Source organism: Peribacillus sp. Aquil_B1, from assembly GCF_022603275.1.
In the GTDB taxonomy this organism is placed as follows: Bacteria; Bacillota; Bacilli; order Bacillales; family DSM-1321; genus Peribacillus.
Map to the genome: position 1 here is coordinate 923,313 of NZ_JAKXEE010000001.1, position 23,727 is coordinate 947,039.

Sequence of the window (23,727 nt, forward strand, 5' to 3'; positions counted from 1 at the left end):
ATTAATACAGAACGTGCTGATTAAAGCACGATTTCTTACAGAAATTAATATACTATACAGGGGTACGGTTTAAGTTATTAAAATAGATCATCTGACATAAAATAAGGAGGAGTAAGAAATGGAGAATATAATATTAACAGTAAAAGGAATGTCATGTGGGCATTGTATAAATTCAATTGAAGGCAATGTAGGCGAATTATCTGGAGTTACCACTGTTAAAGTAAACTTAGATTCTGGAACTGTTAGTGTAGTGTTTAATCCGAACGAAGTTAGTATTGATAAGATCAAAGAAACAATTGATGACCAAGGTTATGATGTACAATAAAATTAATACAGAACGTGCTGATTAAAGCACGATTTCTTACAGAAATTAATATACTATACAGGGGTACGGTTTAAGTTATTAAAATAGATCATCTGACATAAAATAAGGAGGAGTAAGAAATGGAGAATGTAATTTTAACAGTGAAAGGAATGTCATGCATTGTATAAATTCAATTGAGGGAAATGTAAGAAAATTAAATGGTGTTCATTTTGTAAAAGTTCACTTAAATGAAGAAAAAGTAGAAGTATCATTTAATTCGAAGATGGTTTCTTTAAAGAGAATTACTGACGTTATAGAAGATCAAGGTTATGATATAAAATAATATTAATAAAGAACGTGCTGATTAAAGCACGATTTCTTTCTAAAATTCATATACTGTACCAGGGTATGGTTTATGTTATTAAAATCGATCATCTAACATAAATTAAGGAGGACAAAAGAATGGAGAATGTAATATTAGCAGTGAAAGGAATGTCATGTGGGCATTGTATTAATTCAATTGAAGGGAACGTAGGAAAAATGAAAGGAGTTCATTTTGTAAAGGTTCACTTAAATGAAGAAAAAGTAGAGGTATCATTTGATCCGAAAGTAGTTTCTTTAAAGGGAATTACTGACATGATAGAGGGCCAAGGTTATGATGTAGAGCTGAGTAAATTATCTAAAGATCAAAGTTGTCACTAAGGAATTGAAAAAACGTGCTGTCTCGTCCCGGCACGTTTTCTTCCCTAAAAATATACCCCACTATAGTATGTGGTGATAGGAGTGTAAGGTTATGAGCGATAAAAAAGAAACAACACTTCAAATAGCTGGCATGACGTGTGCTGCCTGTGCAGTGAGAATAGAAAAAGGTCTAAAAAAAATAGATGGAGTAGAGGATGCAAGCGTGAATTTTGCTTTAGAAAAATCAAAAGTAACGTTTGATCCGTCTAAAGTAAATGTAAATCAATTTAAAGAAAAAGTGCAATCTTTAGGATACAAAGTAATAAGTGAGAAAGCTGAATTTGATATAAGTGGCATGACATGCGCAGCGTGTGCTAACAAAATTGAAAAACGTTTAAACAAGTTAAATGGCGTCCAAAACGCAACTGTAAATTTCGCCTTAGAATCTGCTCTTGTTGAATATAATCCTGATGAAGTTTCGGTCGCAGATATGAAGGAAGCCATCAAGAAATTGGGCTATCGTTTAGAACAAAAGCAAGAAGTTGAAGGAGAAAAGGTTGATCATAGACAAAAAGAAATTGAAAAGCAAAAAGGAAAATTTATTTTTTCTGCTATTTTATCCATCCCTTTACTCTGGGCGATGGTCAGTCACTTTGAATTTACATCTTTTATTTGGCTACCAGAGATGTTCATGAATCCATGGGTACAACTCGCACTTGCGACTCCTGTTCAATTCTTAGTTGGAGGTCAGTTTTACGTAGGCGCCTTTAAAGCCTTAAGGAATAAAAGTGCAAACATGGATGTTTTAGTTGCACTTGGAACCTCTGCAGCCTATTTCTATAGTGTTTACTTAAGCATTCTGTCAATAGGGTCCGATGCACACATGGTGGAATTATATTTTGAAACAAGTGCCGTGTTAATTACTCTCATTATATTAGGAAAGTTATTTGAAGCAAAAGCAAAGGGACGTTCATCGGAAGCCATTAAAAAGCTTATGGGTTTGCAAGCAAAAACAGCCACAGTTTTAAGAGACGGTCAAGAAATGAATTTACCTATCGAAGAGGTGATAGCTGGAGATATCATTTATGTTAAACCAGGTGAAAAGGTGCCTGTAGACGGAGAAATATTTGAAGGGAGATCTGCCCTGGATGAGTCAATGATTACAGGTGAAAGTATTCCTGTTGATAAAACAGCAGGAGATTTAGTAATTGGCTCAACCATTAACAAAAACGGGTTTCTGAAGGTCAAGGCAACAAAGGTAGGAAAGGATACCGCCTTAGCTCAAATTATCAAAGTAGTCGAAGAGGCACAAGGATCAAAAGCGCCTATTCAACGATTAGCCGATGTCATCTCAGGAATATTTGTCCCTATTGTAGTGGGTATAGCGATTATTACGTTTCTTGTGTGGTACTTTGCTGTAAGTCCGGGAGAGTTTGCGGTAGCTCTTGAAAAGTTAATTGCTGTATTAGTTATCGCCTGTCCATGTGCTCTAGGCCTAGCTACTCCGACGTCCATAATGGCTGGATCAGGTCGCGCAGCTGAATATGGGATATTATTTAAAGGCGGGGAGCATCTTGAAACGACTCATCGAGTGAATACAGTGATTCTTGATAAAACGGGAACTGTAACAAATGGAAAACCAACACTTACAGATGTTATTGTCTCAAATGGGTTTGAAGAAAAGGAATTTTTAAAGTTAGTCGGTGCAGCAGAAAGAAATTCTGAACATCCTTTAGCTGAGGCAATTGTTGAGGGCATTAAAGAAAAAGGGATTGAACTAGGCAGCTCTGAACATTTTGAAGCAATACCGGGTTTTGGTATCGAATCTACAGTTGAAAGTAAATCCTTGCTTATCGGAACACGCCGACTTATGGAGAAAAATAACATTGATATTAGGGGTATATTACCCAAGATGGAAAACTTAGAGAAACAAGGCAAGACTGCAATGCTAGTAGCCATTGATAACCAGTTTGCTGGAGTGATTGCAGTCGCGGATACAATTAAAGAAACCTCTCAAAAAGCTATCGCAAGGTTAAAAGAGATGGGTCTGGAAGTCGTCATGATTACCGGTGATAACAAGCAGACAGCTCAAGCAATTGCAAATGAGGTCGGAATTGACCATGTTATAGCAGAAGTCCTGCCTGAAGGAAAGGCAGAGGAAGTTAAAAACCTTCAAAAAGCTGGAAAGATAGTGGCAATGGTCGGTGATGGAATTAACGATGCTCCAGCGTTAGCTACTGCTGATATTGGTATGGCCATCGGTACGGGTACGGATGTAGCAATGGAAGCTGCAGATATCACCTTAATCAGAGGAGACTTAAATAGTATTGCCGATGCCATCTTTATGAGTAAAATGACCATTCGAAATATCAAGCAAAATTTATTTTGGGCCTTTGCCTATAATGCTATAGGAGTTCCAATTGCAGCCCTAGGCTTTCTGGCACCGTGGCTTGCAGGAGTAGCGATGGCATTCAGTTCTGTTTCAGTTGTTTTAAACGCACTCAGATTACAAAGGATTAAGTTAAAAGGATAATCTATCTATAAAGAAAGGAGTGTTTTTATGAAACAAAAAAACATGTTGACCTGGGCGATTTCAGCCATTGTTTATCTCGGGTTAGTAATTGGCGGATATACCGTATTTGCAAGCTTGGGCAGTAATAATGATCACACGGATACCCATGCGGCAAATAACGAAGAAAAAGTATCTATTAATGAGCAAGCACATAACGATAATCATACAAGCCAAAAAAGTGATGGTGAGGATACAGGGCATTCAGATCATGTAGATCAATTACAAAGTGAAGTGGTCACAAACGTAAAATATGAAGAAGGTATAATTACCATCGATGTGAAGGATAAAGAGCAAAATTCACCTAAATTAGAAATATCACATGAAAAAATAATGCATTTAATTATTGTAAGTGCAGACTTAGAAGATTATTATCATTTACATCCTGAGGAAAAAGGAAATGGCGTTTATAATCTGAAATTCGACCTACCTGAAAACTCTTATAAAGCATTTGTTGATATTAAACCCAAAAACCTTGCCTACCAGGTTAGGCCGATAGAGCTGGAAGTGGGTAAAGGTCATGGTGAACATAAGGAAAACTCACTAAAGGTTGATACAAACTTAATAAAAACAATCAATGAAAATACCGTTGAATTAACAACTACAGAGCTGCGAATAAACAAGGATGTTACGTTAAGTTTTGATACGAAAGGGGTTACTCCAGAGCCCTATCTGGGTGCTCTAGGGCATGTTGTTATTTTGGATGATAAGGGTGATAAATTTGTTCATGTGCACCCTACATCAGAAGAAAAGACAGTCTTTGAAACAAAATTTGATAAACCTGGGATTTACAAAGTATGGGGAGAATTTAAATTTGATGGTAAAGTCAATAGCTATCCATTTGTTATAGAGGTCAAATAAATTTCGAAGAATAAAGGGGAATTTTTTATGAACTTAGATGGGGTTAGCAAACATCTATTAATTTGCAACGGGAAAACATGCACGAAAAATGGAGCAGAAGAAGTAACAGAGACCATTAGGGGAGAATTGAAAAACTTAGAGCTGCAAAAGGAGATCCACACAACAAAGACATTATGTAACGGCCAATGCAAGCATGGTCCGATCGCTGTTCTATATCCACAAGGAACCTGGTATAAAGAAATGAATAAAGCAAAAAGTGAAGAGCTTATTCGTCAATTGAAAGAAGAAAGAAATATTAATTTAGGCTCTGAACTTTATTACCATGATGGGAAAACATTTAAGAACTATGAGAATGAGTAAACTGTAACATCTTATCTCTAATATCTAAAAAGGCGTTTCTGTATAACAGGACGCTTTTTTACTGTAAAGATTTGTCGAGTGACAAATGCATAAATGTCAAAATAAGGCTATTGATTTATATAGGCAACTCAAACCGGGTATTGCGAATTTATGGTTACTTTACAAGCAACTACTTCATATATCGGTTTGGACCAATGTTTAATAGTGGTCTTTATTATTAAAAGTTCATAAAAAATATTATTATTATTATTATCCCCTTGTTTCTAGGGAATAAATAGAATTTAATTCAGATACCTTAGTCAGCTAAGAGTAAATGATCGATGGGGGTAAAATAAAATGACTTTTAGTAATTCAGAAGATGATTGGAGTAATCAAATTATAAATAAAATAGAGGAATTGAGCATACCAGCTCAGTATTACTTGTTTCGAAATTTTTTAGATAATACATTACATCTATCAAATAATTTAAGCAACAAAACAAGATGGATACTTATGTACTTCTTAGAAATTGAAGTGAAAACCTTAAAACAACTCGAAATGGATATTTACTATGAGTATCTATTAAATGATATAGAGCTAGAGAAAAAACAAGCGAAATTGTAGCTTAAGAAAAAATGAGGAGGACCACGACAAACCAAATATAAGTGGTCCTTTTGAAATTAAATATCTTCTGATCTTTATTTCAAATTTCTTCTGTTAAATATTCTGATTCTATTGTTGAAACTAAGTTCAGTCCAAATATACGTTTTATATTAGATACACACCTTTGCTATTAGGAATAGGAGCAGTGACAACAGTCTATTAGTGGAGCAACAACAGCAATCTTTATTCAGCTGATTGTTTGATAACAGAAAAAGGGCCTTTTATCTGATTTATAGCATTATCCGGAACATTTCCCCAATAAAAAGATAACAATGTTTCTTTATTTTAAGTACCACAATTTTGTAATATCCTAAGAAAATTCCAAGATTAATAGCCTTTATTAGTATAGATTTTCTTTAACACTGTTTTCCCGATATAAGGGATTCAATCATTTCAGTTATTTTCTGTCTCTGTTTTGGTGACAGTTTTTTTGCAGTATCAATTAAGTTCATCATATCTGCTGAAATATCCTCACTGTCAAAAAAATAAGTAATGGAGGTTTCTAAAGAATTACAAAGCTTTAATAAGGTTTCAATCGATGGAGATTGTGTATTATTTTCTATTCTATTTATAGTAGTTCTATGAACACCTGACAATTCTTCTAAATTGATTAGTGAATAGCTCTTTTCTTGCCTTAAAGTCTTTAATTTTTCCCCTATATTTAACATTATTAAAACCTCTCCATAGTTAATAGAATTCCTATTTATATTTTTGGAATAATCATAACAAAAATTTTTCAAAAAAAAATAAAAAAAGCGCAAACGCTCAAAATATGTTTAAAATCGTGCGTTTGTGCACATAATGTATTTATTGTTATTTGTTCCAACTTTAGGAGTGAGGGAAATATGTCAATTGATACAAAGAGATTAAGTATTGGTAAAATGCTCGGAAGTGTTAATGAGGTTTACCGGATACCCCTTTATCAAAGAACCTATAATTGGGGAAAGGATCAATGGAATGATTTATGGGAGGATTTGATTAAGCTTGAAGGAGAAGAAACGCATTTTCTTGGTTTTGTTATTACCATTGGTTCGGAACGCAAAAAAGGGTTTAGTTTTTTTGAAGTAGTCGATGGTCAGCAACGCATTACTACTGCCTTAATAGCACTGACAGCCATCAGAGATTTTGCGGAGGAAATAGACAAAGACCGAGCTGGATATATAAATAACTATTTTTTAAAGAGTTCAACAATAGATGACCAAGAAGCTAAACTCATTCTGGGTAGAAAAGACAATAAGGTATTCAAAAGATTAGTGGAGAAACGGGTAACAAAAGACGAGGCTAAATCAGAAAAAATAATTCAAGCATATTTCTTTTTTAAAGAAAAACTTCAAGAAAAAGGTATACAGTGGCAGAATGTGTATACGAGATTATTGGAGTCATTTGATCTTGTTTTAATGGTAACGGATTCCTACTACGATGCATTTAGGCTGTTTGAAACACTAAATAATCGAGGATTGTCTCTTTCTTCAGTGGATTTAATAAAAAACTACCTTCTAAGTACGATCGCTTCTAATGAATCTATGTTGGAAGAATGTATAGAGATATGGGATAGAATTATTGAGAATATAGAAGAAATAGAATCTGTCCGGCATGATAAGGTCCGGTTTTTTAGGCACTATTTATTCTCAATTGAATACGGTATAGTCCCTATTCCAAAATTGTATTCCAGATTTCAAAAACTCATTGATAATACAGACGATATTTTAAATCTTGTTGAGGATATATGGCTTAAATCGGAAGTGTACGTAAAGTTGTACAATGGAATTTTAGGTGTAAAAAAAGTTGATGAAAGATTAAATACCTTAGTTCGTATTGAGGCTACAACTTGCTATCCATTGCTAATAAAATGCGTTTCGATGGAACTTAAGAATGAGCAATTATTAAAAATTCTAAAGGCTATTGAAGTGTTCACCCTTAGAAGAAGTATATGCAATATTTCTACTAGGGATATTGACAGGATTTATAATCACCTGTCTTTGGAAGCATTTGATAAAGAAGATCCCATAAACTATATAATTGGGTACTTACAAAAGCGGACCCCGAGTGATACCGAGTTCTATTTGAGTTTCCAAAGTAGAGACTTTACAAGGTCCCCACAGACAAAATATATCTTGGAAATGATTGAAAATGCTTTAACAAACAATACAAAGGAGAAAATGATTAGTTCGAGAACTGATGTTCATATAGAACATATAATGCCTAGGGAATTGCGAAAAAGATCTAAAGTAATTGTTAGCACCTGGGAAAAGGAGCTAGGATCAAGAGCTTCTGAGCATCAACTATTTGTTAATCGTATTGGTAACCTAACTCTTTTGGGAAGTGAATTGAATATTGGGGCTTCAAATAATCCATTTGAAGAAAAAAAACAGAGATATGGTCAGTCCAATATTCTATTAACAAAAGAACTATGTAAGAAAAAGAAGTGGGATTTTGATGAGATCATAAACAGAAGTAAATACCTCGCAGATATTGCAAAGCAAATATGGAGTTTTAAAAATTTAGTATAAAAAGAATTCAAAAAAATTTCTTTCACAGGTCTTTCTTTAGCGCAATAGTTATTAGACTATTGTGGTAATTAATAATTTAAGTTGCGGGCACGGTAGTGAATCCAAGTTATGCCATTTAATCGCTTGGCATCACTATGTACACGCTCCACAAATACCTTCTAGTTCTGTACATTTATAAGGGGATGGGTTTGAAAAATCCATTTGTTAATATTTGAAAAAAAACTCTTTAGTGAAAATCGGAGAGTTTTTTATATAGGGTGCTTAAGGAATGTTTCGTTCAATTCTTTAGTTGAAGATTATATCTCAGGATTTCTTCGTCGTATACCCACTTATTTTTAAGTTAATATGTTAAACATTTCCTAGGGAAACGATGAAAAAAGACTTAGAATGTTATACGTGTTTTCAAGAAGAAGTAGAAATATAGAGGTGAGGAAAAGTAAAAATAATTACTTTTCGTCAGTAAAGGGGAGATATAACTGCATTATCAAAGTGAATTGCGGTCACCTTTTTCCCTAGGTGCACTCCTATAAGTAAGCTGCCATCATTGGTAGCTTTTTTAACGGGATAAAAGTTAAAAACCTAAAAAACGCCCTTCAAAGGCGGAGGTTTTGAGAAGAAATAATAAATTTATTAAAGAAGTTTATGTATCCCCTTGTTTTTTATTAGGCATATCGGATTTAATTCAAACACCTTAGCTAACTAAGAGAATTAAATCAGATTGGGGATAAATAAAGTGACTGTACATAGATCAGCAAGAAAATTGAATTTAATAAATGGTGACGCCATTAATGAAATTAAAAAGATTGATAGTAATTCAGTTCATTTAATCTGTACGGATCCGCCATATTTTATATCTAGAAAGACGAATTTTAAAAGTGGCGGTGGTGACCAAAAAAAATATGGTTCTATTTCAATGGAATTTGGTGTATGGGATTTAAAAGAGAATAGTGTAAATTGGTTTTCTCTTTTACAAGAATTTAAAAGAGTCCTAGTTCCAGGTGGAACAATGGTCATTTTTTACGATATTTTTAAAATGAGTGATATATCAAAAGTTGCGGAAAATCTGAAGTTGAAACAACAAAGAATAGGGATTTGGGAAAAAACCAATCCGGTCCCAATAAATGCGAAAGTAAATTATTTGTCAAATTCAAGAGAGTATTTTATTTCCTATACTAAAGGGAAAAAAAGAACATTTAATTCTTATTATGATAAGGCTTCTTATGAATCACCTATAGTTAGCGGAAAAGTGAGATTTCATCCTTGTCAAAAGCCAGTTCCTGTTCTTGAAAAAATCATTGCAACTCATACCAATGAAGGTGAAACAGTATTAGATTGTTTTATGGGATCAGGATCAACAGGACAGGCTGCTATAAATCTAAATCGGAACTTTATTGGTTTCGAATTAGATAATGCCTACTTTAACCAAGCTTCAAATGCTTTAAAAAAAATACCGAAAGGTAAATGATATTGTTGCAGTTGAAACCTATTATAAAATGAGTGCCTATCATACTGTCTTTGGGACAAAACTGTATAGCACCGGGAAGGGGCATCGTAAAACGATGTCTTTCTTGATTTTGAGTAAGGAATATCTGCGGAACAAGGGGTAAGCAAAGTAGAAAGACTGACTATCCTTCTCCTATTGTGTATTCTTAATACTCAAATGGTCTTTAGGCATCCATTCAAGTTACCGTATTATATTTCTTAATGATTTTTCTAATGAATTACAATATACTCTAGTTCGTTTAATTCCCTTCAATATCATAAGAGCTTGTTTAATGATGGATAATTCCTCCTTTTTTATTCTATTCTTTATTTTCCAATAGGCCTCATCACTTAACCTTTCAATACCTGGAAAAAAGAAATCAATTCTGCAAAAGCTTTTGTTTTGTTCGTCAAATATGATTTCAACTAGTGAGTTTTCATTATCTTTTATCTTGAAAGTGAAAATTCGAACTGTTTCATCGCATAAGCCACCATGCACAGGCATTTCAAATTTGGTTGGTTTCCCCATTAAATTATCAAGTTCAATATCATATGGAAGCCTAATGCAATTTAATTCCTTTGGTTGAAATGAAACTATATCTTTGTTCATTTTATTTTTCTCCTTCCATTAAAAAATATGTCTTTTATTCCGCTTAGCATTTCTAATACCTAAAGTTTAAATTGAAATCGGTTTAAGAGCAATTTTGCGTCTTTCGCATAAGTATTTCTCCTATAAGGTTTAGAACTTCGTTCTAGAGAGTCTTATCTTGATCAGGGATATGTCACCATACCAATAAATATTACCTATATTTCCAATAATTTATATATCATATATTATACTAAATTGGGATAAAAATAAAACTTTGTATAAGTTAATATATCAATAGTTTGGTTAAAGGTTGAAAACTTAAATGGAAAGTATCATAAAATCATCAAAACAAATGCCTTTTTTTGAAAAAAAATATAAAAATGCAATTCCAATAACTACCGGTGCTATAGAGCTGTGATGATAACTCTTTTTCTAAAGGAACACAGATAGAATACTCAACATTTGAATTATTTGTTTTTATAGGTGTCATCTGAATAATGGGTTAAACTTGGGGTAGTTAAATTAAGAGAGAAGGGATATTAAAATTATGATCACAATTTTGTTCGGGAAAAGTAATTCACAAAATTATCCCATGGCAATCAGACAGGCTAAAAGAAGTGCTGACAACTATACAGAAAGTGATGAAGGAAAGTTTGTTATACATAAGGCTATTTACTCTTACGAAAATTACGTAAAGGCAGAGAAACTTTGGAATACTGTTGGAAATTGGAAGAGTACTGAAATGTATATCCAAGATGAACTGGCTGTAGGAATTCATTTTTTTGAGATTCGAAGAGTTATGGAATGTGCAAAAAATCGAGAACGATCGCTCTTACCAAATCGGTACTGTGAAGGGCATGATGAAGGGAAAAACGAAAAATATTTTGCATGTAACCAATTAAATAGTGTTGTACGCTATCCAGAGATCACGGGTAGATCATATTATAGAGAAGATACTGTTTGGTATCATTATGGAACATTTGATGAGGATTTTAAAACTTTTACCATAGATAAAGAAGCTATAAAAACCTTATTAAATAATGAGGCTGATCAAAAAAGAATTTCAATATGTCCACATTTTTCAATTGATCGGATAGATGACTTAATAAATACATTACCTAATAATATTAACTTGGTAGATCAAGAGGAATATGTAGTTGATAAAGAAACAACACCTCCTAAACTTCGTACAAAAGCAGAATATGAAGCTTTGCAAGATTCTAAACAGCCCCTATCTTTTAATTATAAACAAGATGAAGAAGAAGAAATAGCACCGGTTGAAACAAATATTAATTTTGAGGATATTGGTGGTTTAGAAGAAGAAATCCGGCGGATTCGTGAAAGTGTAGAACTCCCAATAACACATCCAGAACTTTTTGAACATTATGGTATTACTCCTTATAAAGGAATCTTGTTGTTTGGTCCGCCTGGAACAGGAAAAACTTTATTAGCAAAAGCAGTAGCGAATGAGTCTAAAATGAATTTTTTTAAGGTAAGTGGTCCTGAAATTTTTGATAAATGGTTTGGAGAATCTGAGCGAAAATTAAGAGATATCTTTGAAACAGCAAAAAAACAACAACCAAGCATTATCTTTTTTGATGAGATTGATGCCATTGGTTCAAAAAGAACCGAGGATTCAACAAATTCTCATTACAGCAAGATAGTTACTCAGCTTTTAACCTTAATGGATGGGATGGAATCACGTGACCAAGTTATTGTTATGGCAGCGACAAATCGTCCAAACAGTTTAGACCCAGCTCTTCGGAGGCCCGGTAGACTTGATACAGAGATTTATATTGGCCCTCCAAGTGAAGAAGGTCGAAAGAAAATACTGGATGTGCATACTAAAAAAATGCCGTTGGATATGTCAGTGAATTTAACAGATATATCGTCTACTTTACATGGTTACGTTGGAGCAGATATAACAGCTCTTTGTAAGGAGGCCGCTTTACAATCTTTAAGAAGACAATTACTTGACGGGAACCTAGAGACTAAAGCTTTGAATGAAATGAAAGTAAATTTAGAAGATTTCAAACAGGCTAAAAAGCAAATTGTTCCTACTGCCGGTCGTGAAGTGTTGGCATATACTCCAACTGTTAATTGGGATCATGTAATTGGCTGTTACCGAGTAAAAGAGGAACTTGAGAAAAAGGTAATTAAACCATGGCGTTCTGCACACCTTTATAGAAATATCAGGAAAACGAAAGGGATTTTATTTAGCGGTCCTTCAGGTACTGGAAAAACATACCTTGCTAAAGCATTAGCCACTGAACTCGGTATGAATGTTATTTCTCTCAAAGGTTCCGATGTATTATCCAAATATCAAGGTGATTCTGCAGGCAACCTTAAAAAATACTTTGAAAAAGCTAGAGAACTTGCCCCTGCTATGATTATAATCGATGAGATAGATGCAATAGCCCCTAGTCGTTTGAAAAATAAAGGGGGAAATGATTTAGTAAATGAACTCTTGTCACAAATGGATGGATTTGATGCATTAACTGATGTCTTAGTGGTAGGAACAACAAATTATTTAGACATTCTTGACGAAGCCGTTCTAAGGCCTGGGAGATTTGATATCCATATAACTGTCTCGATTGCTAATCTTATTGAAGCTAAAGAAATGGTTAGTTATTATTTAAAGAAATCAGGATTTGAATATGACGCATCTTTGATTGACATTATTGGAAGTAGGGTGAAGACCGGAGCAGAGGCAGAACACATAGTGAATCAAGCAGCTTATGAGGCCATCTGGAGAGATGAACTTATTTTAACGAAACATCACTTTTCTTATAAATAAAGATCATTGGACTTTGATAAATTTGATAAAAATAGAGAAAAACTAGGTAAGAATATCACAGATATATTTTTTACTGTTTTACCGTCGGATAATACCCAACTAACAGGTGACCAAAATGGAAAGATTCCAAGAAGTTGTGGTTTACGTAATTGATCTTCCGTACCATCATCCATTAATAAAAGGCCGTAGATGGGATGGAGAAGAATACTATTTGGAGGAGGACAGTTGCCAAGAAATAAGACCCGGAGGAGGGTTAATCCAAAAACTTCAAAGAATCCATCTTTTCTCCCTTCGAGGAATTGCCATTCTAACTGTCTTAAAATGTTAAAAAGTTATTAAGATCTGAGAATGATTCAATAAATAAATGTATAAGGACCACTTTCTAATAAGAAGTGGCCCTTTTTCTGTCTATCATAAAAAACCAATAAATTTCCATTTCGCAAATTGCAAAAATGCTTCTATATATATATTCCAGATTTAATGTGCTATTTATAATTTTTGAAATATCACTCTTTATTCCCTTTTAGCTGTTCTAGTCTTTCGTATACTTTCTGAAAATGTTTTTCTTGTCCATTTTGTTTTGGGTGATAATACTTTCTGCTTAACAATTCGTCAGGTAAATATTGCTGATTAACCCATGACTTGGGATAATCATGAGGATATTTATATCCATGGCCATGCCCCAAGACAGCGGCCCCCTTATAGTGAGCATCCCTTAAATGCAATGGTATTTCTCCATATGTTCCATTTCTTACATCTTCTAGGGCTAAATCAAGGGCTTTATAAGCACTATTTGTTTTTGGAGATAAGCATTGTTCGATAACAATATTAGCAAGTGGAATACGAGCCTCGGGAAGACCAAGCCTTTCTACTGCATCTACCGCAGCAACAGTTCTTACACCCACTTCCGGAGCTGCTAGTGAAATATCTTCATATGCAATTACAATTAATCTACGGCAAACTGAAATTAGGTCCCCTCCTTCAATTAGACGAGCTAGATAGTGCAAAGCTGCCGTAGTATCACTTCCCCTTATTGATTTTTGTAGCGAAGAGAGTAAAGAATATAAAATATCGCCACGCTTATCATGAGAGAACCCCTTGTTTTGTACACATTCCTTAACTAAATCTATTTCTACGACTATTCTGTTATCTTCATTAACTTGCGACGCATATACAACTTCTTCAAGAACATTTAAAGCTGAACGAGCATCGCCATTAGTTGAAGTTGAAATAATTTCAATTGCTTCGTCCGATATGTTAATATCTTGCTTTCCAAGTCCTCTTTCATCATCAGATAAAGCACGGGAAAGCAATTCTTTAATATCTTTAGGATTTAACGCTTTAAGTTCCTTAATTTGTCCACAGCGACTCCGAATAGCAGGATTTACATCGTGGAAAGGATTTTCCGTGGTAGCTCCAATCAAGGTAATTAATCCTTTTTCTACATGTGGTAAAAGGTAGTCTTGTTGAGCTTTATTAAATCTGTGAACTTCATCAATAAATAAGATTAGTTTACCTTCTATTTTTGCATGCTCAACTGCGTTTTCCATATCCTTTTTACCAGCAGTTGTAGCATTAATTGATATAAAAGGTATGTTAATTGTTCCGGCTATCGCTTTAGCTATTGAGGTTTTTCCTACCCCTGGCGGTCCATAAAGTAAGGTGGAAGGAACAAAACCGTTAACAATCATTTTATATAAAGCAGTATCTTTTCCAATTATATGTTTTTGCCCAGCTATTTCATTAATAGTTCGTGGTCTCATTTTATATGAAAGGGGCATATTATTCTCTATTTGTATATCGAATAGGTCCATTCTAAAGTATTTCCTCCTTCATTTAAAACTTATACATTATTATAACTTACATACGGAAATCCTTGAAAAAACAAAAAACTAAATGTATGGGTAACAACTACATCCTCGCGAAGTAAATATACCTTAAGAAATTTAGACATATCAAGAATTAGATTAGGGCCAAATACAATATATGGAATGTGAATTCCGATCTATTAGTGATTTTTAATAGTGTTTGGTTTTATTGCTAAGAAAATCAGAAATTTGTCAATAATGAATTCAAGAGAGGGTTATGTAACAATCTTAGTCATAATGAGATAAACCAAGAAGAAAATTTTTTTATTTAAATGCGAATGTTTGATGGAAGTGTAGAAGTTTTTTATTATTTTAACTTAAAAAGAACACTTAGGTGTTGTAGTGTTTATAATCCAATTATTAGTATAATTAATCTCAAAAATAATATATTTTCAGTGAGGAAAATATATATTCCCTTTGGTAATACTGAATTTGTTATTAAATCTCATATAAAAATGTACATATACTTTTTGAAAAGCCGACAGAACATCGTAATGGGCATCTCCATCCTTGTCATGTGAGAAGCTTTTTTTCTGCATGCATTCCTCGGCAATTTGCAGATCTATATGTATCATTCCGGATTCATCAGGTTCGGTGGAAATGACGGCGAGCTCAAGAGCGTTAAGCGCACTGCGGACATCTCCGTTCGAAGCCGTCGCGAAATGGGTAAGGGCATCAAGGCTGACATCCGTTTTATACGCACCAAGCCCCCGGTCTTCATCATGAAGTGCCCGTTCCAGAGCTTTGGTCAAATCATTGGTTTCCAATGATTTGAGCTCGAAAATCTGGCACCGGCTTCGGATGGCCGGATTGATTGCATGATAGGGATTGCTTGTCGTTGCACCGATCAAGGTGATCATCCCGTTTTCAAGATAAGGCAATAGGAAATCCTGCTTCGCCTTATCGAGTCGGTGAACCTCATCAAGCAGCAGAATCACTTTCCCGGACATCTTGGCCTCGGCAGCCACGATTTCCATATCCTTTTTATTATTGGTCACCGCGTTCAGTGTCCTAAAAGCAAACTTCGTGCTTCCGGCAATCGCACTTGCAATCGAAGTCTTGCCAATTCCCGGCGGACCATAAAGGATCATGGAAGAAAGCTGCTTGGCTTTCACCATCCTTGCGATAATTTTCCCTTCACCGACCAGATGCTCCTGCCCGATGATCTCATCTATCGACCGAGGCCGCATCCGGAAAGCAAGCGGTTTAATATTCATTGCGCACCTCTCCTTTTTATATAAGGTATCACAACTGATGGGGGAAATGCGCTGATTATGCTGTAAAAGAGGGTGAATTCCTATTATAGTAGTCCGTTTGTGCTGTGAGATCGATAATTCGACCTAGCGGTGGAAAAATCCGACCTACCAGTGGACTAATTCGACCTACCGGCGTAAAAATCCGACCTACCAGTGGACTAATTCGACCTACCGACGTAAAAATCCGACCTCTCCTTCTAAGAGAGAATTTAATAGATAAAATCTCCCTCTAGTATGGCCGGAATGATTCAGGTTTAGTGAAAGTAATAGTTTTTTTGCACTGGAAGGGGATTGGAGTTGGAGGAAGTTTCGAAATTCCCTGTTGGTAATGGTAGGTTTGACGAGGTATAGATAATCATAAAGTGCCGATATGTGACCATCGAGGGAAATATCCAAACAGGTACGGCAAACCCACTTTCTTGATTTCCGCTCCATGGTAAATGCATGACACTTGTCACAGAATACTCCGGTTTGGAGGGCGGTAATCGGAATTCTATAATTCTCTAGCGGTTTATGAATATAAGGGATGTGACCATCAAGCAATAAATTCGATAATCGTTTCACTGATCTAGTAGAAAGGACCGCTTCGTTATACTTGTTTTTTAATTCCTCAATTTTAAGCAGAATCCGATCCTTACGAATCACTTTTCTATTAATATCCGTATTCCCTGTTGAAGAATTGGCACTGACTACGAGAGTTTCAACTGGAAGGTTGTTCGTTCTTCTTGTTTTTAACCAGTCTAACAAGTGCTGGCGCTGCCGGCTCACTTGTAATAGGGGATCATCAAAAGCTTCGGTTTTTCCATCTGGATTTGTACGGATAAGTTGATTGAATGCATTATCGAAAAAGATTTCACCAGCCATGTTTTTGACTTCAAGGATTAAAAGGAAAGAGGATGTGAGAATGAGGATGTCCATTTGGAAGGGAAAAGATGATCCAATAAGTCGGAGGTCATGAAAGAGTAGATACTCTTTTTCAGGAAGGGATTTAAGAGATTGGAAGACTCTGTTTTCACCGTTGTATCCAGCCTTGATTTTTTTGATATCCTCAATTATTGCCGGTTGCTTCGCATGCCCAGGAGGTAAGCGTCTCATCAGAGCTTCGAGCATGTCTATTTTTAAAGGCCTCTTGCAGTTTTTAATGATCATGATAACCACTCCTTATAGATTTAAGTGAAGTATTCTCGGTCGATAAAGTGATTTCCTGTATTTTAGTGAAATTAAATGTGGCATGTAACGTACCTACGTATTAATCCGACCTATCCTCGCAAAAATCCGACCGTCCGAGCGAAAGAATCGACCTACCCCCGCAATAATCCGACCGTCCAAGCGGAAATTCCGACCTAGCGTAAATAATCGGCTTCGAGTGAAAAATCCGTACCCTATAATCGACCGTCCAAGCGAAAGATCCGACCTATCCTCCCAATAATCCGACCGTCCGAGCGAAAGAATCGACCTACCCCCGCAATAATTCGGCCGTCCGAGCGAAAAATCCGACCTAGCGTAAATAATCCAGCTTCGAGCGAAAAATCCGTACCCTAAATCAGACCGTCCGAGCGAAAAATCCGTTCTTAACCCGAAATGCTGTATAAAATTCGTCAGCCGAGCGGTTACATTCCTACCTCTCCAATTAGGATAATTTGACAAATGAAGGGCGGGTGAATGCATTTCCGGCGGGAATATGCTATAATTTCAAAAGAATTTAGAAACGGATAAATAATTTGAGGTGTATATGTATGAAGATATCTACTAAAGGCCGTTATGGTTTGACGATCATGATCGAGCTTGCTAAACATTATGGAGAAGGCCCGAAGAGTTTGAAATCGATTGCCCAGACGCATAATCTGTCGGAGCATTATTTGGAGCAGTTGATTGCGCCGCTTCGTAATGCGGGATTGGTGAAGAGTGTGCGCGGTGCGTATGGCGGGTATGTCTTGTCTAAAGATCCTCAGGAGATTACTTCGGGTGATGTCATTCGTGTATTGGAAGGGCCGATTACCCCTGTTGAAGGAATTGAGGATGAGGAGCCGGTGAAGCGCCAGCTTTGGATTAGGATTCGCGATGCTGTGAAGGATGTATTGGATAATACGACGCTTATGGATTTGGCGAGCTACAAGGATACGGGTGAAATCGATTCTTATATGTACTATATTTAAGTGATTAGCAATGCGCCTATTATGTAGGCGCTTGCGTTTTTTAATGGAGGCGACAAAAAAGTGGACAGAATATATTTAGATCATGCTGCGACTTCACCGATGCATCCGAATGTGATCGATAGGATGATGACGGTCATGAGCCATGACTTCGGGAATCCATCGAGCATCCATGCGTTCGGGCGGGAGGCGCGCCATGTTTTGGATGAGGCGCGTTCGAGTATTGCGGCGAGCATCGGTGCGGGGCGGAATGAAATCATTTTCACGAGCGGCGGAACCGAGGCGGATAATACGGCGATCATTGGTGTTGCGAATGCTTATAAAGAAAAAGGAAAGCACATCATTACGACGGAGATTGAGCATCACGCGGTTTTGCATACATGCCAATACCTTGAGAAGTCTGGCTTTGAGGTCACATATTTACCTGTGAATGAAGCGGGGCTTATTTCAATTGCCGATTTAAAGGCGGCATTGCGGGATGATACGATTTTGGTTTCGGTCATGTTCGGCAATAATGAGGTTGGAACGATCCAGCCGATTGCTGAAATCGGACAGCTGCTAAAGGGGCATCAAGCCATTTTCCATACGGATGCAGTTCAGGCATATGGTTTGATCTCGATCGATGTTCGAGAGCTGGATGTGGATTTGCTTAGTGTATCTGCGCATAAAATCAACGGTCCAAAAGGAATCGGCTTTCTTTATATGCGTGAAGGCTTGAAGCTGAATCCGCAATTATATGGCGGGGAACAAGAACGCAAGCGCCGTGCTGGAACGGAGAGCGTGCCGGCCATTGCCGGTTTTGCAGCAGCCGTTTCAATTGCGCAAAGCATGATGAATGAGAAAAAGGAGCAATACAAGCGATTTAAAGACGTATTGCTTGCCGTCTTTGATGAGGCGGATGTACAATATGAAATTAACGGATCTATGGAACAGTCGCTGCCGCATGTGCTGAATATTAGTTTTCCGGGTACGAATGTGGAATCGATGCTCGTTAATATGGACTTGGCAGGTGTTGCTGTATCGAGCGGATCCGCTTGTACTGCTGGGTCAATCGATCCGTCGCATGTGCTTGTGGCGATGTTCGGGAAAGATTCGGAGCGGACGAAGAATTCGATTCGTTTCAGCTTCGGTCTGAACAACACGGAAGAGGAAGTAAGGCAGGCAGCTGAAACCACCGTTAAAATCGTTAATAGATTAGTGGGAAGATAATTCTCACTTTAAATAAATGAGGTGACAGAATGAGAAAAGCACCACAGGACACCCGCGTCGTCGTGGGTATGTCAGGAGGCGTCGATTCTTCTGTGTCAGCCCTGCTATTGAAGAATCAAGGCTATGATGTTGTCGGGATTTTCATGAAGAACTGGGATGATACAGATGAAAACGGAGTCTGTACGGCAACGGAAGATTACAATGATGTAATTGCCGTTTGTAATCAAATCGGCATCCCTTATTATGCGGTCAATTTCGAGAAGCAGTATTGGGATAAAGTTTTCACATATTTCTTGGATGAGTATAAAGCGGGGCGCACCCCGAATCCGGATGTAATGTGCAATAAGGAAATCAAGTTCAAGGCCTTTCTTGAACATGCCGTAAGCCTTGGTGCCGATTATGTGGCTACAGGTCATTACGCACAGGTTGAATACCGGGATGGCGAATACAAAATGCTTCGCGGTGTCGATAATAATAAAGATCAAACGTACTTCTTGAACCAGCTTACTCAAGAACAGTTGGAAAAAGTCATGTTTCCGCTTGGACACATTGATAAGAAGGAAGTCCGTGAAATTGCGAAAGAAGCGGGTCTTGCCACGGCAACGAAAAAAGATTCCACAGGCATCTGCTTTATCGGTGAACGCAATTTCAAAGAATTTTTAAGCAATTACCTTCCGGCTCAGCCCGGTGATATGGTCACGATGGATGGCAAGGTCATGGGCAAGCATGACGGATTGATGTATTACACCATCGGTCAGCGTCACGGACTAGGGATTGGCGGCAGCGGCGAACCTTGGTTTGTTGCGGGAAAAGACTTGAAGCGCAATGTTTTATATGTGTGTCAAGGCTTTGATAATGATGTGCTGTATTCCAATTCCCTTCGTGCAGTGAATGTCAGCTGGGTAGCGGAACATATACCTGCGGGTGAGTTTACATGTACGGCAAAGTTCAGGTACCGTCAAGAGGATAGCGGTGTTAAGGTGAAGGTCTTGGACAATGGTGATGTCGAAGTCATCTTTGACGAGCCAGTCCGCGCGATTACACCTGGACAAGCAGTCGTATTCTATGAAGGTGAAGTGTGCCTTGGCGGCGGTACGATTGATGAAGTATTTAAAAAAGGTGAAAAACTGACTTACGTAGGGTAAAATAAGCATGTCCCCAGCTGTGTTTGCGGTTGGGGACTTCTTTTGGATTGCGGGTATACCGCCTGAATTCGACCACTGGCTTATGCTATACTTTTTAATATAAAAATGGAGTGTGAATGGATATGGATAAGAATCAACAAGGAATTGAATATATGCAGCAAGGGAAATACGAAGAAGCGGCAAAGGTTTTTAATGAAGCGATCGAGGAAAATCCGAATGAGCCTGTTGCTTACATAAACTTTGGGAATGTATTGACTGCCGTTGGTGAAACGGATAAAGCGATCAAGTTTTACAAAAAGGCGATCGAGCTGGATGAAAATGCAGCAGCGGCTTACTATTCATTAGGAAACTTATATTATGAATCAGATTCTAAACTAGTCGAAGCGAAGGATATGTTCGAAAAGGCAATCCGATTAGGACTGGATAACAGCGATGCTTACTTCATGCTTGGATTGACATTGATGGCATTAGATCAGCCGAAATTGGCGATGCCTTATTTACAGAGAACGGTGGAGCTGAGCCCTGAGGACGTTGATGCAAGATTCCAATATGCGTTATGTCTTGCTAATGCGGAATTATATGATGAATTGATCAATCAGCTGAATTTAGTTGTGGAACAGGATCCGGGCCATGCGGATGCTTATTATAATTTAGGTGTGGCGTTTGCAGGGTATCGTGAGGATGCGCAAGCAGCGATGGCTTATTTTGACAAGGCTTTGGAAGCACAGCCTGACCATATGCTTGCTGCGCACGGTAAGAAACTGTTGGAAGAAATGAATGCAGAGTAAATAAAAAGCATATGCATGGAAAGGTGGGGAGAAGCGTTGAGCCAGCAAGATTCGTTGGATTTGTTTTCAGAAGAGAAAATGTTCATGAAAGGAAGTCATTTAGTGACGATCTTTCATAATGAAGAAAATATGTACTCGGTTGTAAGAATTCGTGTGCATGAAACGAATCTGAATTATGAAGAGAAGGAAGCGGTCGTAACTGGTTATTTTCCAAGGATGCATGAGGATGAGATCTATATTTTTTATGGGGCCATGAAGGAACATCCGCGTTTTGGCCTTCAATTTCATGTAGAGCATTTTCGCAAGGATCTGCCTCAATCCAAGGAAGGCATCGTCAGTTATCTATCAGGTGACCTTTTTAAGGGCATTGGGAAAAAAACAGCGGAAAGCATTGTTGAGACACTGGGTGAAAAGGCAATTTCAAAAATTCTGGCTCAGCCCTCGCTACTTGATGATATCCCGAAGCTATCCGGTGAAAAGGCAAAGGGCCTCTATGATACATTGGTCGAGCATCAAGGTCTGGAGCAGGTGATGATCGCCCTCAATCAATATGGCTTTGGTCCGCAGCTGTCGATGAAGATTTATCAAATGTATAAACAGGATACGATCACGATGGTTCAGGGAAATCCGTATAAGCTCGTAGAGGATATTGAAGGGATTGGTTTTGGACGGGCGGATGAGCTTGGGCATCAGCTGGGCATTTCCGGCAGCCATCCCGACCGAATCAAGGCTGCGTGCTTGTATACGCTTGAATCACAATGCCTCCAGGATGGAAATATCTACATAGAAGCCGAGCAGCTTTTGGAAGCGGTCAAACGGCTGCTGGAGGAAAATAAACGGGATCGCATTGAATTCACGAACATTTCCTCGGAAATAATCGAATTGACGCAAGAGGGGAAAATAGTTGTCGAAGATCAACGAATTTATCCGCCTTCACTATTCTATTCGGAAAAGGGAATCGTGATGAACATCAAGCGGCTGCTTGCTCAAACCGAGTATGAGGACCAGTTCCCGGAATCGGAGTTCTTGCTTGCACTTGGTGAGCTGGAAGAGCGATTGGATGTATCCTATGCCCCGGCCCAAAAGGAAGCGATCCAAACGGCCCTGCAATCACCCATGTTAATCTTGACGGGGGGACCGGGTACCGGTAAGACGACTGTCATCAAAGGCATCGTTGAGCTATATGCAGAGCTGCATGGCGTATCCATGGACATTAACGATTATAAAAAAGAAGGAAGCGATCCATTTCCATTCGTTCTTGCGGCTCCTACTGGCCGGGCAGCGAAACGCATGGCCGAATCGACTGGGCTCCCCGCTGTTACGATCCACCGTTTGCTCGGGTGGAACGGGAGTGAAGGCTTTTCCCATGATGAGGATAATCAGCTGGATGGCCGTATCGTAATCATCGATGAGGTTTCCATGGTGGATACGTGGCTGGCCCATCAATTGTTTAAAGCTCTGCCGGAAAATGTCCAGGTGATATTGGTGGGTGATGAAGATCAGCTGCCATCTGTTGGCCCTGGTCAGGTTTTAAAGGATTTGCTTGCATCGAATTGTGTACCGACGGTCAGTCTGGAACATATTTATCGTCAAGCCGATGGCTCGTCGATCATTGAATTGGCCCATGAAATCAAAAAAGGAAGGCTTCCGGATGATGTCACGAAACAGCAAGAAGATCGATCGTTCATTCGCTGCCAAACCGGTCAAATCGCCCAAGTAATCGAGAAAGTCGTTGCCAATGCCAGGACGAAAGGTTTCACTGCCAAGGATATACAGGTGCTTGCTCCCATGTATAGAGGACCTGCCGGGATTGATGCACTGAATAAAATGCTTCAGGAAGTGTTCAATAGCAATGCGGATGAAAAGCGGCGGGAAATAAAATTCGGAGAGGTAATATACAGAACGGGAGATAAGGTGCTTCAACTGGTGAACCAGCCAGAGGAGGGTGTCTTTAATGGCGATATGGGAGAAATCGTGTCCATATTGTTCGCTAAAGAAAATACCGATCATGTCGATAAAGTAATCATATCGTTCGAAGGCATCGAAGTGACATACACGAAGCAGGATTTGAACCAGATCACACATGCCTATTGCTGCTCCATCCATAAATCACAGGGAAGCGAATTCCCCATTGTCATTTTACCTGTAGTGAAAAGCTATTATCGGATGCTCCGACGTAATTTATTGTATACGGCGATTACGCGCAGTAAAAATTTCTTGATCCTTTGCGGTGAGGAAGATGCATTCCGGTTAGGGATCGAGCGTAATGATGAGATGCGCCGCAAAACGACTTTGCGTGAAAAGCTGCGGGAAATTTTGAGTGAAGAAGAAATGCCGGCGGAAAAGGGAGAGGTACCTCAACAATCAAGTTATCTTGATATTCTCATGCATGCTGACCCGATGATCGGGATGGAGAACGTCACGCCTTATGATTTTATGTAGCGGGTTCTTTTGGATGAATTTTGTTTAAAATTCATAGTTTTGGTGGAACTATAACTAATATGTGAAAGAGT

19 protein-coding genes and 1 pseudogene are annotated in these 23,727 nt (G+C 37.8%); 15 read left to right on the plus strand and 5 right to left on the minus strand.

The window, feature by feature from the left end:
- The first annotated feature begins 118 nt into the window (after positions 1 to 118).
- The 7 genes from copZ (MPH60_RS04550) (at position 119) to MPH60_RS04580 (ending at position 5,378) form a co-directional block, all read left to right on the plus strand.
- A complete protein-coding gene (gene copZ / locus MPH60_RS04550; RefSeq protein ID WP_241589890.1) occupies positions 119 to 325 on the plus strand; it encodes a copper chaperone CopZ in 207 nt (68 codons plus the stop codon).
- A gap of 154 nt (positions 326 to 479) precedes the next feature.
- A complete protein-coding gene (locus MPH60_RS04555) occupies positions 480 to 647 on the plus strand; it encodes a cation transporter (protein ID WP_405389360.1) in 168 nt (55 codons plus the stop codon).
- Positions 648 to 766: 119 nt separating this feature from the next.
- A complete protein-coding gene (gene copZ, locus MPH60_RS04560) occupies positions 767 to 1,006 on the plus strand; it encodes a copper chaperone CopZ (RefSeq protein ID WP_101222663.1) in 240 nt (79 codons plus the stop codon).
- 91 nt (positions 1,007 to 1,097) lie between these two features.
- Positions 1,098 to 3,518 (plus strand): heavy metal translocating P-type ATPase, encoded by a 2,421-nt coding sequence (locus tag MPH60_RS04565; protein WP_101222662.1) that lies wholly within the window; start codon positions 1,098 to 1,100, stop codon positions 3,516 to 3,518.
- Between the two features lie 27 nt (positions 3,519 to 3,545).
- Positions 3,546 to 4,415 carry a hypothetical protein gene (locus MPH60_RS04570; protein ID WP_241589889.1) on the plus strand — a complete coding sequence of 290 codons (870 nt, stop codon included), beginning with the start codon at positions 3,546 to 3,548 and terminating at the stop codon, positions 4,413 to 4,415.
- 27 nt (positions 4,416 to 4,442) lie between these two features.
- The gene (locus MPH60_RS04575) at positions 4,443 to 4,775 is read left to right on the plus strand and encodes a (2Fe-2S) ferredoxin domain-containing protein (protein WP_101222660.1); all 333 of its coding nucleotides are present in this window, start codon (positions 4,443 to 4,445) and stop codon (positions 4,773 to 4,775) included.
- A 336-nt stretch (positions 4,776 to 5,111) separates the two neighbouring features.
- Positions 5,112 to 5,378, plus strand: a complete 267-nt coding sequence (locus MPH60_RS04580) for a hypothetical protein (RefSeq protein ID WP_241589888.1) — start codon at positions 5,112 to 5,114, stop codon at positions 5,376 to 5,378.
- A 395-nt stretch (positions 5,379 to 5,773) separates the two neighbouring features.
- Here MPH60_RS04580 and MPH60_RS04585 read toward each other — a convergent pair whose 3' ends face one another.
- Positions 5,774 to 6,085: a helix-turn-helix domain-containing protein gene (locus tag MPH60_RS04585; protein WP_101222658.1), complete on the minus strand. Its 312-nt coding sequence runs from the start codon at positions 6,083 to 6,085 to the stop codon at positions 5,774 to 5,776.
- A gap of 177 nt (positions 6,086 to 6,262) precedes the next feature.
- On the opposite strand from MPH60_RS04585, the gene MPH60_RS04590 reads away from it, so the two are divergent.
- Complete coding sequence (locus MPH60_RS04590; protein WP_101222657.1) at positions 6,263 to 7,927, plus strand: DUF262 domain-containing protein; 1,665 nt, start codon at positions 6,263 to 6,265, stop codon at positions 7,925 to 7,927.
- A gap of 733 nt (positions 7,928 to 8,660) precedes the next feature.
- The gene (locus tag MPH60_RS04595) at positions 8,661 to 9,392 is read left to right on the plus strand and encodes a DNA-methyltransferase (protein ID WP_157831005.1); all 732 of its coding nucleotides are present in this window, start codon (positions 8,661 to 8,663) and stop codon (positions 9,390 to 9,392) included.
- 219 nt (positions 9,393 to 9,611) lie between these two features.
- Here the strand turns inward: MPH60_RS04595 and MPH60_RS04600 are convergent, their stop codons facing one another.
- Positions 9,612 to 10,019, minus strand: coding sequence for a hypothetical protein (locus MPH60_RS04600; RefSeq protein WP_101222655.1), 408 nt, complete (start codon positions 10,017 to 10,019; stop codon positions 9,612 to 9,614).
- A gap of 526 nt (positions 10,020 to 10,545) precedes the next feature.
- On the opposite strand from MPH60_RS04600, the gene MPH60_RS04605 reads away from it, so the two are divergent.
- A complete protein-coding gene (locus tag MPH60_RS04605; RefSeq protein ID WP_241589887.1) occupies positions 10,546 to 12,795 on the plus strand; it encodes an AAA family ATPase in 2,250 nt (749 codons plus the stop codon).
- 506 nt (positions 12,796 to 13,301) lie between these two features.
- Here MPH60_RS04605 and MPH60_RS04610 read toward each other — a convergent pair.
- From MPH60_RS04610 to MPH60_RS04620, 3 genes and pseudogenes are all read right to left on the minus strand, one after another.
- Positions 13,302 to 14,609 carry a replication-associated recombination protein A gene (locus tag MPH60_RS04610; RefSeq protein ID WP_241589886.1) on the minus strand — a complete coding sequence of 436 codons (1,308 nt, stop codon included), beginning with the start codon at positions 14,607 to 14,609 and terminating at the stop codon, positions 13,302 to 13,304.
- Between the two features lie 521 nt (positions 14,610 to 15,130).
- A pseudogene (locus MPH60_RS04615) lies at positions 15,131 to 15,880 on the minus strand (AAA family ATPase); the annotation flags it as partial.
- Between the two features lie 207 nt (positions 15,881 to 16,087).
- Entirely contained in the window at positions 16,088 to 17,068 is a 981-nt protein-coding gene (locus MPH60_RS04620) for a nuclease-related domain-containing protein (RefSeq protein ID WP_241589885.1), read from the minus strand.
- Between the two features lie 587 nt (positions 17,069 to 17,655).
- On the opposite strand from MPH60_RS04620, the gene cymR reads away from it, so the two are divergent.
- The 5 genes from cymR (at position 17,656) to recD2 (ending at position 23,656) form a co-directional block, all read left to right on the plus strand.
- Positions 17,656 to 18,075, plus strand: a complete 420-nt coding sequence (cymR, locus tag MPH60_RS04625) for a cysteine metabolism transcriptional regulator CymR (RefSeq protein WP_034308657.1) — start codon at positions 17,656 to 17,658, stop codon at positions 18,073 to 18,075.
- A 60-nt stretch (positions 18,076 to 18,135) separates the two neighbouring features.
- On the plus strand, positions 18,136 to 19,281 hold the full coding sequence (locus MPH60_RS04630; protein WP_241589884.1) for a cysteine desulfurase family protein: 1,146 nt from the start codon (positions 18,136 to 18,138) through the stop codon (positions 19,279 to 19,281).
- Between the two features lie 29 nt (positions 19,282 to 19,310).
- Positions 19,311 to 20,426, plus strand: a complete 1,116-nt coding sequence (gene mnmA / locus MPH60_RS04635; protein ID WP_101222649.1) for a tRNA 2-thiouridine(34) synthase MnmA — start codon at positions 19,311 to 19,313, stop codon at positions 20,424 to 20,426.
- Between the two features lie 122 nt (positions 20,427 to 20,548).
- The gene (locus MPH60_RS04640) at positions 20,549 to 21,214 is read left to right on the plus strand and encodes a tetratricopeptide repeat protein (protein ID WP_241589883.1); all 666 of its coding nucleotides are present in this window, start codon (positions 20,549 to 20,551) and stop codon (positions 21,212 to 21,214) included.
- Positions 21,215 to 21,250: 36 nt separating this feature from the next.
- Positions 21,251 to 23,656, plus strand: coding sequence for an SF1B family DNA helicase RecD2 (gene recD2, locus MPH60_RS04645; RefSeq protein WP_241589882.1), 2,406 nt, complete (start codon positions 21,251 to 21,253; stop codon positions 23,654 to 23,656).
- The last annotated feature ends 71 nt before the right edge of the window (positions 23,657 to 23,727 follow it).

Excerpts from the sequence above, each read along its gene's own strand:
- MPH60_RS04555 (WP_405389360.1), top strand. The coding sequence starts at position 480 with ATGCATTGTATAAATTCAATTGAGGGAAATGTAAGAAAATTAAATGGT.
- MPH60_RS04600 (WP_101222655.1), bottom strand. The coding sequence starts at position 10,019 with ATGAACAAAGATATAGTTTCATTTCAACCAAAGGAATTAAATTGCATT.
- copZ (WP_241589890.1), top strand. The coding sequence starts at position 119 with ATGGAGAATATAATATTAACAGTAAAAGGAATGTCATGTGGGCATTGT.
- MPH60_RS04620 (WP_241589885.1), bottom strand. The coding sequence starts at position 17,068 with ATGATCATTAAAAACTGCAAGAGGCCTTTAAAAATAGACATGCTCGAA.
- MPH60_RS04585 (WP_101222658.1), bottom strand. The coding sequence starts at position 6,085 with ATGTTAAATATAGGGGAAAAATTAAAGACTTTAAGGCAAGAAAAGAGC.
- MPH60_RS04640 (WP_241589883.1), top strand. The coding sequence starts at position 20,549 with ATGGATAAGAATCAACAAGGAATTGAATATATGCAGCAAGGGAAATAC.
- cymR (WP_034308657.1), top strand. The coding sequence starts at position 17,656 with ATGAAGATATCTACTAAAGGCCGTTATGGTTTGACGATCATGATCGAG.
- MPH60_RS04570 (WP_241589889.1), top strand. The coding sequence starts at position 3,546 with ATGAAACAAAAAAACATGTTGACCTGGGCGATTTCAGCCATTGTTTAT.
- MPH60_RS04590 (WP_101222657.1), top strand. The coding sequence starts at position 6,263 with ATGTCAATTGATACAAAGAGATTAAGTATTGGTAAAATGCTCGGAAGT.
- copZ (WP_101222663.1), top strand. The coding sequence starts at position 767 with ATGGAGAATGTAATATTAGCAGTGAAAGGAATGTCATGTGGGCATTGT.
- MPH60_RS04565 (WP_101222662.1), top strand. The coding sequence starts at position 1,098 with ATGAGCGATAAAAAAGAAACAACACTTCAAATAGCTGGCATGACGTGT.
- MPH60_RS04610 (WP_241589886.1), bottom strand. The coding sequence starts at position 14,609 with ATGGACCTATTCGATATACAAATAGAGAATAATATGCCCCTTTCATAT.
- mnmA (WP_101222649.1), top strand. The coding sequence starts at position 19,311 with ATGAGAAAAGCACCACAGGACACCCGCGTCGTCGTGGGTATGTCAGGA.
- MPH60_RS04605 (WP_241589887.1), top strand. The coding sequence starts at position 10,546 with ATGATCACAATTTTGTTCGGGAAAAGTAATTCACAAAATTATCCCATG.
- MPH60_RS04575 (WP_101222660.1), top strand. The coding sequence starts at position 4,443 with ATGAACTTAGATGGGGTTAGCAAACATCTATTAATTTGCAACGGGAAA.
- MPH60_RS04580 (WP_241589888.1), top strand. The coding sequence starts at position 5,112 with ATGACTTTTAGTAATTCAGAAGATGATTGGAGTAATCAAATTATAAAT.